At 56.6% G+C, this 16,181-nt stretch carries 12 protein-coding genes and 2 pseudogenes; 8 read left to right on the plus strand and 6 right to left on the minus strand.

Annotation, left to right across the window (positions count from 1 at the left end):
* Positions 1-102: 102 nt before the first annotated feature.
* The 4 genes from DIE23_RS26065 to DIE23_RS26080 form a co-directional block, all read right to left on the minus strand.
* Positions 103-1,221, minus strand: a complete 1,119-nt coding sequence (locus tag DIE23_RS26065) for a porin (RefSeq protein ID WP_185646536.1) — start codon at positions 1,219-1,221, stop codon at positions 103-105.
* Between the two features lie 109 nt (positions 1,222-1,330).
* A complete protein-coding gene (locus DIE23_RS26070) occupies positions 1,331-2,446 on the minus strand; it encodes a branched-chain amino acid ABC transporter substrate-binding protein (protein ID WP_260436166.1) in 1,116 nt (371 codons plus the stop codon).
* A gap of 373 nt (positions 2,447-2,819) precedes the next feature.
* Positions 2,820-3,887 (minus strand): pyridoxal phosphate-dependent aminotransferase, encoded by a 1,068-nt coding sequence (locus DIE23_RS26075; protein WP_409364254.1) that lies wholly within the window; start codon positions 3,885-3,887, stop codon positions 2,820-2,822.
* A 449-nt stretch (positions 3,888-4,336) separates the two neighbouring features.
* Positions 4,337-5,269 (minus strand): LysR family transcriptional regulator, encoded by a 933-nt coding sequence (locus DIE23_RS26080; protein ID WP_124614756.1) that lies wholly within the window; start codon positions 5,267-5,269, stop codon positions 4,337-4,339.
* A gap of 71 nt (positions 5,270-5,340) precedes the next feature.
* On the opposite strand from DIE23_RS26080, the gene DIE23_RS26085 reads away from it, so the two are divergent.
* Both DIE23_RS26085 and DIE23_RS26090 read left to right on the plus strand, forming a co-directional pair.
* Entirely contained in the window at positions 5,341-6,372 is a 1,032-nt protein-coding gene (locus DIE23_RS26085; protein ID WP_124614757.1) for an aromatic ring-hydroxylating dioxygenase subunit alpha, read from the plus strand.
* Positions 6,373-6,374: 2 nt separating this feature from the next.
* Complete coding sequence (locus DIE23_RS26090; RefSeq protein ID WP_124614758.1) at positions 6,375-7,361, plus strand: PDR/VanB family oxidoreductase; 987 nt, start codon at positions 6,375-6,377, stop codon at positions 7,359-7,361.
* A gap of 53 nt (positions 7,362-7,414) precedes the next feature.
* Here the strand turns inward: DIE23_RS26090 and DIE23_RS26095 are convergent, their stop codons facing one another.
* Complete coding sequence (locus DIE23_RS26095; protein ID WP_124614795.1) at positions 7,415-7,939, minus strand: SRPBCC domain-containing protein; 525 nt, start codon at positions 7,937-7,939, stop codon at positions 7,415-7,417.
* Positions 7,940-8,352: 413 nt separating this feature from the next.
* Positions 8,353-9,221: pseudogene (locus DIE23_RS26100) on the minus strand (alpha/beta fold hydrolase).
* A 145-nt stretch (positions 9,222-9,366) separates the two neighbouring features.
* On the opposite strand from DIE23_RS26100, the pseudogene DIE23_RS26105 reads away from it, so the two are divergent.
* The 6 genes and pseudogenes from DIE23_RS26105 (at position 9,367) to DIE23_RS26130 (ending at position 15,888) form a co-directional block, all read left to right on the plus strand.
* Positions 9,367-10,160 (plus strand): annotated as a pseudogene (locus DIE23_RS26105) (DNA-binding transcriptional regulator).
* 548 nt (positions 10,161-10,708) lie between these two features.
* Positions 10,709-11,722, plus strand: coding sequence for an ABC transporter substrate-binding protein (locus DIE23_RS26110; protein ID WP_124614759.1), 1,014 nt, complete (start codon positions 10,709-10,711; stop codon positions 11,720-11,722).
* Positions 11,723-12,436: 714 nt separating this feature from the next.
* Positions 12,437-12,856: a cupin domain-containing protein gene (locus DIE23_RS26115; protein ID WP_124501121.1), complete on the plus strand. Its 420-nt coding sequence runs from the start codon at positions 12,437-12,439 to the stop codon at positions 12,854-12,856.
* Between the two features lie 207 nt (positions 12,857-13,063).
* Entirely contained in the window at positions 13,064-14,119 is a 1,056-nt protein-coding gene (locus DIE23_RS26120; protein ID WP_124614760.1) for an Ldh family oxidoreductase, read from the plus strand.
* Between the two features lie 16 nt (positions 14,120-14,135).
* Positions 14,136-14,438: a putative quinol monooxygenase gene (locus DIE23_RS26125; RefSeq protein WP_124614761.1), complete on the plus strand. Its 303-nt coding sequence runs from the start codon at positions 14,136-14,138 to the stop codon at positions 14,436-14,438.
* A gap of 58 nt (positions 14,439-14,496) precedes the next feature.
* Positions 14,497-15,888: an aldehyde dehydrogenase family protein gene (locus DIE23_RS26130; protein WP_124614762.1), complete on the plus strand. Its 1,392-nt coding sequence runs from the start codon at positions 14,497-14,499 to the stop codon at positions 15,886-15,888.
* Positions 15,889-16,181: the final 293 nt, after the last annotated feature.

The raw sequence follows: 16,181 nt of genomic DNA on the forward strand, positions 1-16,181 counted from the left end.
AAAAATGCCGGAAATCCGAAGGGGCGCAGCGGCCAAGCTGCGCCCTTCTCCGACTAAGAACAACGTTCACCGCGAGTCAAGACTACTAAGATATTCCGGCGGTCAAAAGACGTTGCGAAGTCCCACCGCAACGCCGGTCTGGTTGTTACGACCCGGGAAGTCCGCCGTCGCCGCTCCCGTCCCGCGCGTGTAGTCAACCGTGCCGTACACCTCAGTCCGCTTCGAAAGCGAGTATTCCGCAAGCAGAGCAGCAGAGTATCGAGTTCCGCGTCCGGGCGTTGCGCCGTCACGAGTGAGCGCATTGCGCGAGTGATCGTAGTAACCGGCTGCAGTGAGGAGCAACGGAGACGTTACCTGCCACGTCGCCCCAACATAGAATCCATCATCAATTCGATTCGTCTGCGTCTTCGGTGTCCAAGTAGAAGCCGGAGAGCCTGCCGAACCCATGTAAAGGTCTACAATCCCCGTATTGTCCTGCGCGTGTAACCAGCCTGCGTACGCCTTGACCGAATTGAACGAATAGACTGCGCTCACATTGACCACACGGAACTTGTTGTTGGTGCTATCGCTGTTCTGCTGGTAGCCCACGTCGAGCGAGAGGCCATTAACGACATACGACGCCGTCAGTCCATACATACTGCTGGCACCGAGGCTCCCCGGCACGCCACCGACGCCGTACATTGCCTCGACGTTCAGATTGCCAAATTGTCCGTTATATTTGATCGAGTTGTTCGAACGCAAACCGTAGCCGAGGGCACCAGGGAGCCAACCATCCTGGTCAAAATTGCCCACCGTGAGCGGGTCATACACATTGCCAAGCTGATCGAAAAGCGGCGTATTTTGGCGACCGAGCGTCACCGTGCCATACTGGTTGCTCGAAAGACCGACATAGGCCAACCGGTTGAAAAGAGTATTGGAACTCCCCAACTGACCGTTCCAAAGATTGAACCCATTCTCGAGCCGGAAGATTGTTCGCAGACCCGACCCGAGGTCCTCGCTCCCCTTGATCCCCCACCGGCTTCCCGTAATAGGACCTACACCCATAGCTAGTTGACCGGCGTTGTTTGAGTCGGCATTCGTCAAGTAGCGCAGACTCGTATCCACGATCCCATAAAGGGCAACCGAGCTCTGCGCGCTAGCGTACGGTGCGATGCCAGCCAGCATCGCGCCGGAAAGGACTCCAACGATTGCGCAATTTTTCATTCTGGTTCTCCTCTTAATCACCGATTTTGATTTAACGTCTCTCAAATGCACGATTCATTTATTCAAAATACGTTATAGATATCTAAATACATTAAAACTGAATTTGACCGACTGATGCGCTTCCCCTCTACATGCTTACCGAGTCGAGCAACGTCTTCTTTCCCGATACATATCGATAGAGCGAAATGACGCCGTGTTTCAGGTCTCCCTTCGTATCGAATTGGGTCTCGCCAGTGACGCCGCGATAATCCGTTTTGGGCATCACTGCCAGAATTTTTTTCGGATCCGTAGAGTTCGCTCGCTTCATCGCATCGACGATTATGTAGATCGCGTCATACGTCTCCGGCGAATAGACCAGTGGTGGATGGCCGAACCGCTTCGTGTACTTTGCAGTAAATACCGCCCCCTCAGGCATCGCTTCCAATGGTGCCCCGGCCTCTGAGCAAACGACACTGTCCGCAGCTTCACCAGCGAGATTCGACAACGTCGGCGAACAAACACCATCCCCAGCGAGAAACTTCGCGCTCACACCAAGTTGGCGCGCCTGCTTGGCGAATGGCCCCCCCGTTGCATCCATGCCACCGTACATGATGGCGTCCGGATTCTCGCCTTTGATCTTCGTCGCAACCGCACGGAAATCAACCGCCCGATCGTTGACTGCGTCATGAGACACGATCCTCATCCCGAGGACAGCCGCACGTTTTTCGAACTCCATCGCCAAGCCTTGTCCGTACGCGGTGGAATCGTCGACTACAGCAACTGACTTAATCTTCAGCTTCTTTGCCGCAAACTCGGCCAGTGCCGGTCCCTGTTGCTCGTCCGTTGCAACCAATCGGTATGGCGTTTTAAAGCCCTGTCTGGTGTACTGAGGGTTCGTCGCCGACGGTGAAATTTGGACGATTCCAGCATCGCTGTAGAGCTTCGAGGCAGGAATCGTTGTTCCCGAATTCAAGTGGCCAACAACCGCAACGACGTTTTCGTCAACCAGTTTTTGTGCGATCTGAGTTGCAGTCTTGGGATCTGCTGCGTCGTCCTGCGAGTCAAGGACTAGCTTGATCTTCTTCCCACCGATCGTTATTCCCTTTGCGTTGATTTCCTCAACTGCCAGGGTCGCGCCGTTCTCGTTGTCCTTACCGAGATGCGCAATGCCTCCGGTTAATGGCGCGACATGACCAATTCGGACCACCTCGTCCGCATAGGTCAAGCTCCCCATTGGCAGAGCGCACGTCGCGAATGCGACCATCTTTGCTATCGCCTTGCAAATACTTCTCATCTCATCTCCTATACAAAACGTTCGCTTCTAATTTTAAAAGTCCAGCCTTCTTGCATCCCATTAAGCCAAAATCGCCCCCCCACGCGCAAGCACCATCAATTTCCGCAAATTCAAAAACATCCAACGTATTTATAAACACAAATTATTAAATTTGATTATAAATCCGCCTATATTTTCAATGCAGAATTAGAATTGAAAACAAGTTGATGGAGATGCAAATATCACGAGCATTGACAACGAGTGGCATCAACGTTCCGTTCGCGAGATGAGATCGGTTTTGTACTACGTCGTGCGATTTCTCATCGGCCGCCATCGCAGTCCAGGCTTGGGTCCGTGATCGTCATCAAGCTTCCGTGACCGCGCGCTTGAGCGTAAAAAGAAACAACTCGCTTTCATCAGGCATGCCCACTGAGATGCGCAACCAATCGCCTAGTCCATAATCATGGACAGCAGCCACCATAATTCCATGCCGCAGAAGGTATGCGTTTATCCGGGCGGTGTAGGAACCAAATCTGGCGAGAACGAAATTTCCGCACGACTCTAGACATGGGATAGCCAACTTCCGAAAACCTCTTGCGAATTGCTCGAGACCATTCATGTTGATTCGGTACGTTTCCTCCTGGAAGGCTTGATCTTCAAGTGCTCCAATCGCGGCGGCCTGGGCCACGTTGCTCACACTGAGATTCGTTCTATTGCTGTGCAAGCAATTAGCCAACTCTGGGGAACTGATGGAGTACCCAATCCGGAACCCTGCCAACCCGTAAGCCTTTGAAAAAGTACGAGTCACAACGAGATTAGGATATCGTCTAACCCAAGCGCTGCTGTCATACTGCATCTCTGGGGCGAGATACTCGTTGTAGGCTTCATCGAGAACAATAACGACGTCGCTTCGCACGCGAGCAATGAACCTTTCGAGTCGATCTGGAGGAAGATACGTTCCGGTTGGATTATTCGGATTCGCAACGAAAATGACCGATGTGTCGATACGAATGGCTCGACACATTGCATCGAGGTCATGTGAGAAATCCCGTGCATCGACCACTATCCCATGCGCACCGGCTCTGAGCGTTGCGTGCGCGTAGGCAAAGAACGCGTACTGCGCACACACAGCCGATCGACCCACCGCCAAGAATGCACTCGCTATAAGTTCGATTATCTCGGCCGAGCCGGCCCCGAGGGTAATCCACGATCGCGGGACATCGAATTTTCGACCGATCGCTCCTTTTAAGTCGAATCCAATTGAATTGGGATGCAGTGCCGCGGTCATGGCATTGAGTCGAGCCTTCTGTGACATCCCCAAAGGATTTTCATTAGATGCCAACTTCACAATCCTAGATGGATCGTTCTCGCACCAGCGTGCAAAATCGTTAGTTGGCGTCCAATTCAATGTTCTCAGCTTTGCTAGATGCATATCGCGACACCCTGCAAAGCTCGCGGGTACGCTATGTTCCGAAATTTTCATGAGGCGCTCCTCTGGCGCGTGCTGGCCAAAGAGACAACGCCGCTGCCAACGAGTGCATTTGACCTACACAAAATTCGTTTGCCAACGCGGCACCGCTCATAGACATCATGAGCGTCCTTCATGCCTCACGAGCCACCGGCTTGTTTTGAACAGGCGCTGGCCTCCTGGGGTCCTCAGAGCGAGGAAAAGGCTCGAAAGCACAAATTAGCTAATCGCTTGCGCGGGCCGACAGGCAACGCGCGTGCAGATGCAAGTGCGGCGAGCACGCACCTGGACACTGCTTCGTGATTGTTGCCGCAGTTCGCGAACGGAGCACCTTGGAGTAAACGAGTCGAACGTCGTAGTTCCCGCCAGTATCGAAGGCTCGCTGTCGGTTACTTTCGAGCACGGAGGCGCTGTTATCGCGTCTCGGGATAGTCACCCATCAGATCGAACAACGTCTCCCTCAGCCAGCGATGGCCGGGATCCTTGTGCCATCTTGGATGCCAGACGGACTGAAGTCCATAAGGTTTGATTGGCTCGGGCATCTCAATCTGCCTGACTTTGGCGGCCTCAGTGATGTCTTCGCTCAGGCGCGTGGGAACTGTTGCAAGATACTCGGTGCCCTGGATTAGCCAGGGAACGGAGAGAAATCCGCTGACAGTCAGAAAGACGTTCCGCTTGATGCCGCGTGGCGCCAGCGCCTTTTCCTCCAGATTAAAGTCCAACCCGGACTTGACGACAATGTGCTGCTCGCGCGCATAGTCCTTCCATGTCAAGCGCGACCTGATACGTGGGTGCTCTGTCGACGCCAGCACGACGTAGCCATGCTGAAACATGGTCTGGCTGTAGAAGTGACCATGAGCCTCCGGAAGATTGCCCAGTGCAAGTTCAGCTTCTCCGCGCTCTAACGCGTCCAGCATTGCTTCATTGCTCATTCTCTGGACACGTAACGTGCAGTTTGGCGCATGTGCCCGGAAATGGCGTATCAGCGGCGGAAGAAACACGACCTCCGCCATGTCCCCCATCGCCAGCGAAAACTCGCGTTGAGCGACTCCAGCATCAAACGTCGATCTGGAGAGGACCTGTTCAGTGAGCGTCTCCATGATCCGATGCACGGGCTCAAACAATTGCTGTGCACGGATTGTGGCCACCATTCCGGTTCCAGAACGCACGAACAGTTCGTCATCGAAGAGTTGTCGAAGCTTGCGCAGGCCATGGCTGACCGCGGACTGCGTAAGTCCGAGCTGCTCGGCGGCGTTACTGACGTTCTTCTCGATGTAGACGGAATGGAACACGCGCAGCAGGTTCATGTCCATCGAGGGAAAATGAACATTGTTCATATAGTTCATTCACAAAATGATCTTGTTGAATGTTCGAGCATGCTGTCCAATGTTGTCAAGCTCAACAAAGGAGACGAAACGTGTTCGTGCGGAATTGCTGGTATGTTGCGGGATGGGACAACGATGTGCCTGGCGATGGGTTCCTTAGTAGAACGATCATCAATGTGCCGCTCGTGTTCTGGCGCGACGCCGCTGGTAAGGTCGTCGCGCTGGAAGATCGCTGTTGCCATCGCGGCGCGAAGCTGTCTATGGGGCGCAAGGAGAACCAAGGAGATTGTGTCAGGTGCATGTATCACGGCCTGGTATTTGACCGGACCGGTCAATGCATCAGCGCGCCAGCACAAGATAGATTGCCTCCGCGAGCCAAGGTCAGAAGCTTCCCGATTGTCGAAGCGCACCGTTGGATCTGGATCTGGATGGGCGACCCAGAGCGGGCGGACGAGTCACTGATTCCTGATACTCGCTGGCTCGATCATCCGGACTGGCGTTCGCAGGACGGCTATCTCCACTACGACGTCAACTATCTGCTCATCGCCGATAACCTGCTCGATTTTTCCCATTTGCCGTTTCTGCATCCGACGACAGTGGGCGGATCGCCCGACTATGCCTCCGTATTGCCGAAGGTCGAGCGCGGTGAGCGCGGTGTTCGTCTGACGAAATGGGTGAAAGGTACACATCCGCCGGCCTATTCCGCCAAGTATTCGAACTATCCGGAAGGCGCTTTGGTGGATCGCTGGATGTACTACGATTTTCTTGCGCCGGGCGTTCTTCTTATGGATTCCGGAATGATGCCAGTCGGAACTGGAGGAAATGATGACAACCGGGAAAACGCGCTCGCGTTTCGCGGTTGCCAAGCTTTGACGCCAGAGACGGACACGTCAACACATTATTTCTTCGCACACCCGCACAATTTCTTGATAGATCGGCCGGAAGTCACGAAGGAAATCCACGCAGGCATCGTCCATGCGTTCGAGGAGGATCGCCAGATGATCACCTCCCAACAGCGGAATATCGAACTGGATCCGTCGTTCAAAATGGTACCGCTTGGAGTCGACGCCGCACTCTCGCATTTCCGCTGGGTCATCGATAAATTGATCCGCGAGGAGTTTTGATCATGAAGAAAGATGAATCGATGATGCTCGTCGTAACCGGCTATCGTGCGGAGGCACTCGATGTCGCATCGTTCGAGCTCCGAGATCCGAACGGCAAGGATCTGCCTCAGTTCTCTCCGGGGGCTCACCTGGAAATCACATTGCCTCAATACGAGGGCACCCCGGGCACCCTAATTCGTCATTATTCGTTGTGCAATGATCCAAGCGAAAGGCATAGGTATGTTGTTGCGGTTGGACGTGCGGCGAACAGTCGAGGCGGATCGCTAGCGATGCATGAGCACGTGCGCGTCGGGTCCAACTTGCGAGCGAGTTCGCCGCGCAACAATTTTCCGCTTGTCGGGGATGCGAGACATTACCGCTTCATCGCAGGAGGAATCGGGATCACACCGATTCTTTCCATGATCCGATGGTGCCAGTCGTATCAGAAGAGCTGGTCGCTGCTGTATTGCACGCGTGGCCGGACACGCACTGCGTTCTACGAGACCTTGAAAGAATTTGGTGATTCGGTTCGGTTTCACTTTGACGACGAGTCCGGTGGCTCGCTTTCCGACTTGGTGCGTGAGCTGGCCGATGGCGGTGCGGGAGAACATGTCTATTGCTGCGGACCGAGTGGTCTGATGCATGCCGTAGAGCAGGCGTGCGCAGATCGCTGTCCGGAATCCGTTCATTTCGAATGGTTCGCAACCACGGACCGTTCGACTAGCGAGCGCGCCTCAGACGAGGCAGCCTTCGATATCGTGCTGCAATCGACAGGGCAGCGACTTCACGTGGAGCCTGGAACAAGCATTCTCGAGACGCTCGAGCGACAAGGCATGAGCGTGCCGTTCGCTTGCCGTGAGGGCCTTTGCCGAACGTGTGAAACACCGCTATGCGGGGGCGAGGCAGATCACCGAGACTACGTGTTGTCAGAAGAGGAACGCCGCACCCAGTCATCGGTAATGATCTGTGTTTCTCGCGCGCGGAGCAGCACCCTCACGCTAGGGCTCTAGCACGCTGGTTCAGCGCGCGGCAGCGTCCTTGCACGTTGCCGCGCGTGGACAGCTTACGGCTTGCTTCCTTTCGCCTTGTGCGCCGCTGCAACGATGCCGTCGAGCCAGTCCTGATGACCATTGATCATCGGGTTCGGCCTCGTGTCGCGCAACTGCAGTGCCGGCTTGCCCCTCTGCGTCTCCTGAGTAAGGATACGCACGCGCCCGCCGTTAAGGTCTTCCACCAGCCACGCGTGGTGCACGTCTAGGCGGCCGTCGGAGCCCACGTCGCCGGCCCAACCATGCCATGCTATCCGGCCGGGCTGCCCAACGGCTGGCGGTACATATTCGTTGCATTGGGCTTCAACAGGGAAGCCAAACGTTTCGAAGTAGAAGCGGTCACCGTCGGCTAGTTCCGGGCCCTTGCTGTCATAGATGCGCACGTTAGCCGAATTCGCATAATAGGTGGGCCACAGAGAAGGCGTGCTGAGCAAAGGCCAAACGTCAGCAGCACTTAGGCCAGCAACTATGGTCTCGTTGGAGGCAAAGTTCTCGGTATGGCCTGGCGCGTAGTCTTCAGGCCAGGTAATGGCGTTCATTTTCACGCTGACATTCCTGATTCGGTTTGGTGGTGAAATCATGACATCGGCCAAGAGATAAATCCAATGCTGTATTTTTATAATTCATATCACGCGGGCTGATACCAGTAAGTGCGCACAGGAAGAGGGCTGGATGGTCGCAGACATCGCAACCCGGCCAATGGAAAGTCACCAGATCCGTCGCTGATATCACCGCTCGCGTTCGCTTCGCATCAGCCGATCGCTTTTGGGTTCGTCTGTAGGTTTGCACGGCCCTGCGCGCCTGCAGCGACGAGATCTCGCCTGCGGCGCCAACCATAGATGCAAAAAGGTACAGCACAGCACTGCCCCTTTGTTTCGCCTGCCGCATCGTGAGCCACGCACGACGCGGCAGGAGCAAACTTACACAAAAAAGGCATGCCTGATAATGACAATTACGGGGCAAGAAACTCGATGACCATCCGGTTGAATTTTTCTGCGTGCTCCCACTTCGCCCAGTGCCCGCAGCGGCTGAAGATGTGAAACTCAGCGTTCGGCATTCCACACACGAGCCTCAGGCCGACATCGAGTGGCACCAAGCGATCATCGCGTCCCCCAATTACCAGGGCCGGCGCCGATATCTCACCGAGGCGCGGACCGTAGTCGGTGAACTGCTTCGGATTCGCAGCGAGACTCTTCACGAAGTTCTCCAGATGGTCGCGACGCGCAAGAATGTTCGCGAGACGCGCCTGCATCAGCTCGTCGGTCAGGCTCGTCGTGTCGTACACGAAGATGTTCAGCATCTGCTTCAGGTTGTCCAGCGTCGGCTCGCGGTACACCTTTTGCAGCAGCTGATACCTTCGGTCGGCATCGGCACGAACTGACTGGGTCCTCCTGTTCCGCCGCCCATCAGTACAAGCTTGCCGACCTGATGTGGGAACAGCAGTGCGAATGCGACCGCGCTATGACCGCCCATCGAGTTGCCCACGATATGCACGCGTTCGATGTCCAGAGCATCGAGCAGCGCCTTCAAGGCGTGCGCGTTCAACTCGGAGCGCGACCCCGTGCTGACAATCGAGTCACTCTTGCTCCAACCCGGACAATCGAGCAGCACGACGCGATAGCCAGCGTCGACGAATGCATCGACGTTGCGATGGAAATTCGCCCAACCACTAGCGCAGGGCCCAGATCCGTGCAGCATGACGACCGTCTCGCTACCGCGCCCCGCGTCGTTGTAATGCAACGTCAACTCATGCTCGCCGATTTTCAATCGAACGAACCTGCTCGTGCTCTCGTCCGTCAATGTGATTCCCTGTTGCGTCATGTCTTCGCCGACGCCATCCACCGGGCCATCTCTGCCGCCCATGCATCCGCTTTCGAACAAAGTCTAAGGAGCGCGATATCGCGCCCCAACAATTTGAGTGGAATGCATCACCTGATGCACGCCATTGATTTAAAAGGACTTTGTCGTGTCGAAATTCACCAGCGTGCGCGGTCTCGCGCGCAGTCTGCAGGTGCTGCGCGCGCTAAACGCGATGGAGAACGGCCGCGCGAGTAGCCAGCAAATCAGCGATGCCACTGGGTTGCACAGAACTACGGTGCGGCGGCTCTTGGAAACCTTGGTCGAAGAAGGATGCGTGCGCCGTAGCCCGTCCGACGACAGCTTCAGGCTAGCGCTCGGCGTACGCTCGCTGAGCGAAGGTTTTACGGATGACGAATGGATTTCAACGGTAGCCCCGCCAGTGATGGCGCAACTGACACAACGTGTCGTCTGGCCGTCTGACCTGACGACACCCGATGGCGACGCGACGATCATTCGCGAAACCACGCACCGATTCAGTCCGCTGTCATTTCACCGGTCGATGGTCGGACGCCGGCTCCCGATGCTGTTGACCGCGGCAGGCCGCGCGTACTTTGCTGCCTGTTCCGATGCCGAGCGTGCTGACATCCTCGCACTGTTGCGCACCAATGCCGGCGACGAGGAGCAGCGCCGCCTCGCATTCGATGATGCGTATGTCGCGAATCTGGTCCGCCAGACTCGCTCGGACGGATTTGGCCTCAATGCGAGCGACTGGGGTGCCCAAAAAAGATCGGCGCCGTCGCGGTGGCCATCTCTGCGCGCGGGCACGTGCTCGGCAGCCTGAATGTGATCGATCTATCGAAGGCGATAACACCAACCGAAGCAATCCGGCGTTTCGTACCCGAACTTCAGGTGGCTGCTCGAGAAGTCGTCACTGCGCTTGAGGGCGCCGACGCAGGCTAACGATTGGGATTGCCGTCCTCTTGTTGCCGTTGTCGGCTATAGCAGCCAGCAGACATCGGCGGGCGGTGGCGCCCACACCTTATTGAGTTCCATTTGGATCGATCGTTCGCATACTCGTCTTGCACGCTGCGGCATGGCTGTGGCGAAGTGATACGAACTCAAGTCGACCCCGCTCAGGGTATTCCCCGGGCATCGATCGGTTTACTTATTGCGTTTTGTGACCATAAAATGCATCGAAGCGCCACGTTAAGTTCGGTCCTTCGCCTCCGGTAACGCTACTGCTGTCCATCAAATAGACAAAGCCAGCAAACGACAACGGGCGCTTCAGCGTGTGCGTGTACTTCGGCGAAGGAGTGAGATTGATTGGGGATGTACGAAGGTACATTCCAATGATTCAACCGGACTAATAGTAGTACCTAATGTAAGTTCATAGTTTGACGCCAGACCGTTCAAGGCCACGAAAATGGTCGTCCATTTGATTCGGACTCGATCAGATACAGGTCCAAAAAAAGCGCTGGCTCAACGAGCAAGCCAACAAGGAGACAAGCGTGCAAGGAACCGTTCGGAAAATTGCAGGAGCTGCATCGATCTTGCTTTCACTGTGCGCAGTGGATGCCACCGCCGCAGAAAAGATCACTATCATCGTCGGCGGTATCAATAAGCTTATCTATCTACCTGCGAAACTGACTGAGTCTCTGGGCTACTTTCGCGATGAAGGCCTGGATGTCGACCTGCAATCGCAGCAAGCTGGCGTAGACGCAGAAAACGAGCTCGTCGCCGGCGCAGCGCAGGCGGTCGTCGGCTTCTACGATCACTCGATTGATCTCCAAGCCAAGGGGAAAGAGATCGAGAGCATTGTGCTCTTCGGCCTCGTACCAGGCAGCATGGAAATGGTTCGCAGCGACATGGCGACACAGATTCGGAACATGGGGGACCTCAGGGGCAAGACACTCGGCGTTACCGGACTCGGTTCATCGTCGGCCTTCATCGGGCACTTCCTCGCGGCAAGGTATGGTTTGAAGATGTCGGATTATTCAACGCTGCCGGTAGGTGCGGGCAATGCCTTGCTTGCGGCGGTAAAGCAACGTCGAGTCGAGGTTGTATGGAGCACGGAACCCACGACTTCATTGCTGCGCGCGACCGGGGACGCACAGGTGCTTGTCGATTTGAGCAGCGTCGACGGCACGAAGGCGGCTCTTGGTGGCTTGTACCCGGCATCGAGCCTCTACGTCCAACGTACATGGGCCGATAGCCATCGGGATGACGCACAGAAGCTTGCGCGGGCGTTTGTCCGGACGCTTCGCTTCATCCAGACCCACTCGGCGGAAGAGATTGCGAACAAGATGCCCGCTGACTACTACGGCGGCAGCAAGAGCCTTTACGTGAAGGCCCTTCAAGCATCGATGCCGATGTATTCGCCGGACGGAAAAATGCCTGCCGGCGGACCCGAAACCGTCCTGAAGGTATTGAGCGAGTTCAATCCGAACATCAAGGGGCGACACATCGATCTCTCCAGAACGTTCACCAACGACTTCGTCAATCGGGCGCAAGCACCTCGCTGATTCCCCACTTCTCTAGGCCAGTAAGGTAGCAATTGATTCAGCCCAGGAGGATGCAAAGTACTTCCAGTATTCGCTCGGCCCGGGCTACTTCCGTTCGAAGCGTACCGACGTATATGCCGTCGCCATATATCAACCACGCATCCGGAGTCGGCTCGACCGGCAATGCAGTTGTGTCCGAGATCAACACCCAATCGGCCTCGGGCAACAGCAACCAACTGCTCGCTCGCATCGGCATTCGCCCCAGGTTCTGATCGGCTCGATGATTAATCCACCTCGCTGGCGCGGAAACGCCAGCGAGTGGCGCACTCGACGATACATGCTCTACCGACGCACCGCACTCGCCGGACGCCGCGACAGGAGGAGCGTGAGTTCTAGCGCCAGCCTACAAAAATGGGCGAATCATATGATCGCACCTGCCGCACCGTCCTGCAGCAGATCGCACCACATTGAACGCGAAGGCATCCGATAGCAAATGCAACCATGTCCTTCAAACCTGTAAGGAACAGCGTTCGAGACGGTGTAAACACTGAGCAGTCGCATATCCGATTGCGTTTTATGATCATAAAACGCTATACTCAAATCTCACAACGGGCTTCGTGCTAGACCCCTATCGGAAAGCGGCGTCATGTGGGCCGCGCACTGGATGCCCGTCTCCCCATATCAGCCTTGGCGTCGGCATACGCGGCGCCCCCATTTTTTGATCGGAGAGGCAGCATGACCATGAAGACCCCCTCGGGCGCGGCCCTTCTCAAGCCGGAAACCCTGCTGACGCATGAGCGCGGCGGCGGCGCCCGCACAACGCCCCTCGTGTCGCGCGACCTGGGCACGACAAGCTTCATCACGGGATACACCTCGTTTGATCCGGGCGTGGAGATCCCCTTCCATAGCCACAACTGCCAGGAAAGCGTGGTCCTCATGGAGGGTGATGCAATTCTCGACATCGATGGTCTGGAGTACCAGTTGAAACCTCACGACGTCACGTTCATTCCGCCCAACGTCAATCACCGCTTCCGCAACCTCTCGAAAACGAATCCGATGAAGATTCTCTGGATTTACGCCACACCGGAAGCGACCCGCACGCTGACGGCCACGGGCCAGACGAATCCGGTCTCTGCGGAGCATGGTAAGCACTGATCGAGTGCCTCGAGATAACCGAGTCCAGGCTCGATAGTCACCCGTTGCGTCGTGCGTCGTGAATTCTCGAACCTGTTCATTTCTGCACAGCTATACGACGCGTCGCGGCTTGCTGGGCGCCAATTGGCGCTCCCAGGCACGCGACAGCGACTTCCCCCTCGGGTCCAGCATTGCCACCTAGATTGTCGGCATCATCAGGAGATTCAAATGCCATTCACCGTTCAAGCAGAAGAGCTCACCGAATTTGGTACGGCAATTCTGGAAACCTTGGGCGTTCCTCGACAAGACGCGCACCTGCTGGCCGACAGTCTCGTCACGGCGGAGCTTTGGGGTCACTCTTCTCACGGGATGTTGCGCCTTCCCTGGTACGTTGAGCGCCTTCGCGCCGGCGTAATGACCGCCGTGACCGCACCTGAGAAAGTGCTTGATGGCGGTGCTGTCTCGATTCTCGATGGGCGTCACGGCATCGGTCAGGTGCTGACGGCGTCCGCCATACAACTCGGTATCGAGCGTGCGAGCCAATACGGTATTAGTGCGGTCGGCATACGCAATTCAAACCATTTCGGCACGGCCGCGTATTTCACGCGAGAATCCGCCAAGGCGGGGTGTGTTGCATTCCTCGCAACCAATGCCAGTCCTGCGATGGCGCCGTGGGGGGGCCGCGAAAAAAGTGTCGGCACCAATCCGTGGTCGATCGCTGCACCGGGAGGCCGCCGTGGTGTCGCGGTGATGGATATCGCCAATACCGCGGTCGCTCGAGGCAAAATCTACCTCGCCGCGGAGCGTGGAGTGCCAATCCCCGACAACTGGGCTGCCGACGAGCAGGGTGTACCGACGACCGATGCCAGCAAGGCGATTCACGGCCTCATATTGCCGATGGCCGGGCATAAAGGGTACGTCATTTCGTTCATGATGGACGTGCTTGCTGGCGTTCTTACCGGTAGCCACTTCGGGTCAAACGTCGTTGGTCCATACGACGCCACGAAGCCAAGCGGCTGTGGCCATTTGCTGATCACGATCGACATCAAATCGATGATGCCGGTCGCAGAATTTGAACGTCGCATGGAGACCCTGATCGATGAGATCAAGGACGTGCCGAAAGTCCATGGCGTAGAAGAAATCTTCTTCCCGGGCGAGCTTGAGGACCGCAACACCGAGAAACTGCGTGAGACCGGAATCACGCTTGCGGACAATACTTGGCAAAGCATGAGCAGACTCGCCGAAGAAACTGGCACCCCACTGCCCATTTCCGCGCACGCTTAACACCCAGGAGCATTGAATGATCGCGCTTATCGTTTCCCTGAAGGTCCATCCGGAACGCCTCGAAGACTTTCTCGAAGCCATCAAGGAGAACGCGACTCGCACGTTCTCCGACGAGCCCGGCTGCAAGTATTTCGACGTGACGCAGGACATCAAGGATCCTCTCCATTTCATGTTCTACGAACTTTACGAAGACGACGCGGCGATTGACGCGCACCGAGCCGCACCGCATTTCGCCAAGTGGCGCGAAGCAGCCGACCGATGCGTGGTGAAGGGTAGCCAGGTCAACACGCTGTGCACCCAACGCTTCCACCACGCTTAATCATGCTGCCGCGTGCAAGCAATGCGTGCGGTCATAGAAGAATTTGAAGGATCAAGTCATGACACTCGAAATCACTACCGTTAATCCAGTCAACGGCGAGGCGCTCGAAACCTATCAAAGCTGGAGCGCCGAACGCATTGACGATGCCGTGGCAGCTGGCCATGCCGCGGCCCAGTCTTGGGGCAAAGCACCGCTCGCTCAACGCGTCGCTGCCGTCCGGCGGCTCGCCGAGGAACTCCGACGCCAAAGCGCTTCACTTAGCCAACTCGTAACCATCGAGATGGGCAAAATCGCGGCGGAAGCTGCGGGCGAAGTAGAGAAATCCGCCGTTACTGCGCTCTACTACGCTGACAATGCGGAACGCATTCTCGGCGACGAGCAAGTCAACATCGAGGGAGTCGACGCGTGGGTGAGCTACGAACCCATCGGCCTCATACTGGCAGTCATGCCGTGGAATTTCCCCGTATGGCAAGTCATGCGCTTCGCGATCCCGTCGCTGACCGCTGGAAACGGTGTGGTCCTCAAGCACTCGCCGAACGTAACGGGTTGTGCGTTGGCCCTCGAGCAGCTTTTCGTCGACGCTGGATTTCCGAAGAATCTCGTCACCACCTTGGTCGTCGCCGAACCAAACGTTCCCCAGGTCATTGACACCCTTATTCGTGACGACCGCATCGCTGCTGTGACCCTGACCGGCTCAAACCGCGCTGGAGCCGCCGTCGGCGCCGCGGCGGGGCGCGAATCCAAGCGGTCGGTACTTGAGCTCGGTGGCTCTGACGCATTCGTCGTACTCGATGATGCGGACGTCCCGCGGGCGGTCGAGGCGGCTGTCAAGGCTCGTTTCAACAACGCCGGCCAGAGCTGCGTGTGCGCAAAACGCTTCATTGTTTCGGAGGCGATTGCCGAGACCTTCACCGAGCAGTTCGTGAAAAAGGTTGACGCCATCGTAGTCGGCGACCCAACCGACTCGGGCACCCACATGGGGCCCCTCGCTCGAGCAGATCTGCGAGATGCGCTCGATAGCCAAGTCAAGCGTTCGCTCGAAGCGGGCGCGAAGTTGCTTACCGGCGGCAAGGCAATCGACGGCCCGGGATATTTTTACGCGCCCACGGTCATTGGTAACACTGCACCAGGCGTCGCGGCGTTCGATGAAGAAACCTTCGGCCCGCTCGCCGTTATTGCTGTCGCTAAGGACGATGGCGATGCAATCCGTTTGGCCGACGCGACCAATTTCGGTCTGTCGATCAGCATCTGGTCGGCGTCGACAGATCGGGCGCTCGCTATTGCCAAGGGTGTTACGACCGGCGCAGCGTTCATCAATGCGATGACAGCATCCGACGCCCGCGTACCGTTCGGTGGAACGAAGAAGTCTGGGTATGGCCGAGAACTTGCAACGGCGGGTATTCGCGAGTTTACGAATACCCGAACCTACTGGACGGTCCGGCCCAAGTAAGCCGCGCGTCGTCTCAAAGAATCCCTGCCGACGAGGCAGGGATCCTTCCATTTCCCTCAATACGACCCTCGATCCGTCCCGTTCCATCACCTGACGCTGCGCATTCGCGTATGCGGTCTTCAAATCCCCGTGTCGCTCTGCGATTGCCTTCACGGCCCCTCTCAAAGAAAAGTTCATACGTTCGACTTTCGAAGTCCGACGGGCTTGACCGTACGTACGAAGTAAGCGGCCGGGCAACCCATCTTGAAGTTCGGTAGAGCTCTTGGGAGTATCGTGTCCACCTCACGAATAAG

It is taken from the genome of Burkholderia sp. Bp9143 (genome assembly GCF_003853645.1).
Classification (GTDB): domain Bacteria; phylum Pseudomonadota; class Gammaproteobacteria; order Burkholderiales; family Burkholderiaceae; genus Burkholderia.

Excerpts from the sequence above, each read along its gene's own strand:
- DIE23_RS26070 (WP_260436166.1), bottom strand. The coding sequence starts at position 2,446 with ATGGTCGCATTCGCGACGTGCGCTCTGCCAATGGGGAGCTTGACCTAT.
- DIE23_RS26075 (WP_409364254.1), bottom strand. The coding sequence starts at position 3,887 with ATGCATCTAGCAAAGCTGAGAACATTGAATTGGACGCCAACTAACGAT.
- DIE23_RS26080 (WP_124614756.1), bottom strand. The coding sequence starts at position 5,269 with ATGAACTATATGAACAATGTTCATTTTCCCTCGATGGACATGAACCTG.
- DIE23_RS26090 (WP_124614758.1), top strand. The coding sequence starts at position 6,375 with ATGAAGAAAGATGAATCGATGATGCTCGTCGTAACCGGCTATCGTGCG.
- DIE23_RS26095 (WP_124614795.1), bottom strand. The coding sequence starts at position 7,939 with ATGAACGCCATTACCTGGCCTGAAGACTACGCGCCAGGCCATACCGAG.
- DIE23_RS26115 (WP_124501121.1), top strand. The coding sequence starts at position 12,437 with ATGACCATGAAGACCCCCTCGGGCGCGGCCCTTCTCAAGCCGGAAACC.
- DIE23_RS26120 (WP_124614760.1), top strand. The coding sequence starts at position 13,064 with ATGCCATTCACCGTTCAAGCAGAAGAGCTCACCGAATTTGGTACGGCA.
- DIE23_RS26125 (WP_124614761.1), top strand. The coding sequence starts at position 14,136 with ATGATCGCGCTTATCGTTTCCCTGAAGGTCCATCCGGAACGCCTCGAA.
- DIE23_RS26130 (WP_124614762.1), top strand. The coding sequence starts at position 14,497 with ATGACACTCGAAATCACTACCGTTAATCCAGTCAACGGCGAGGCGCTC.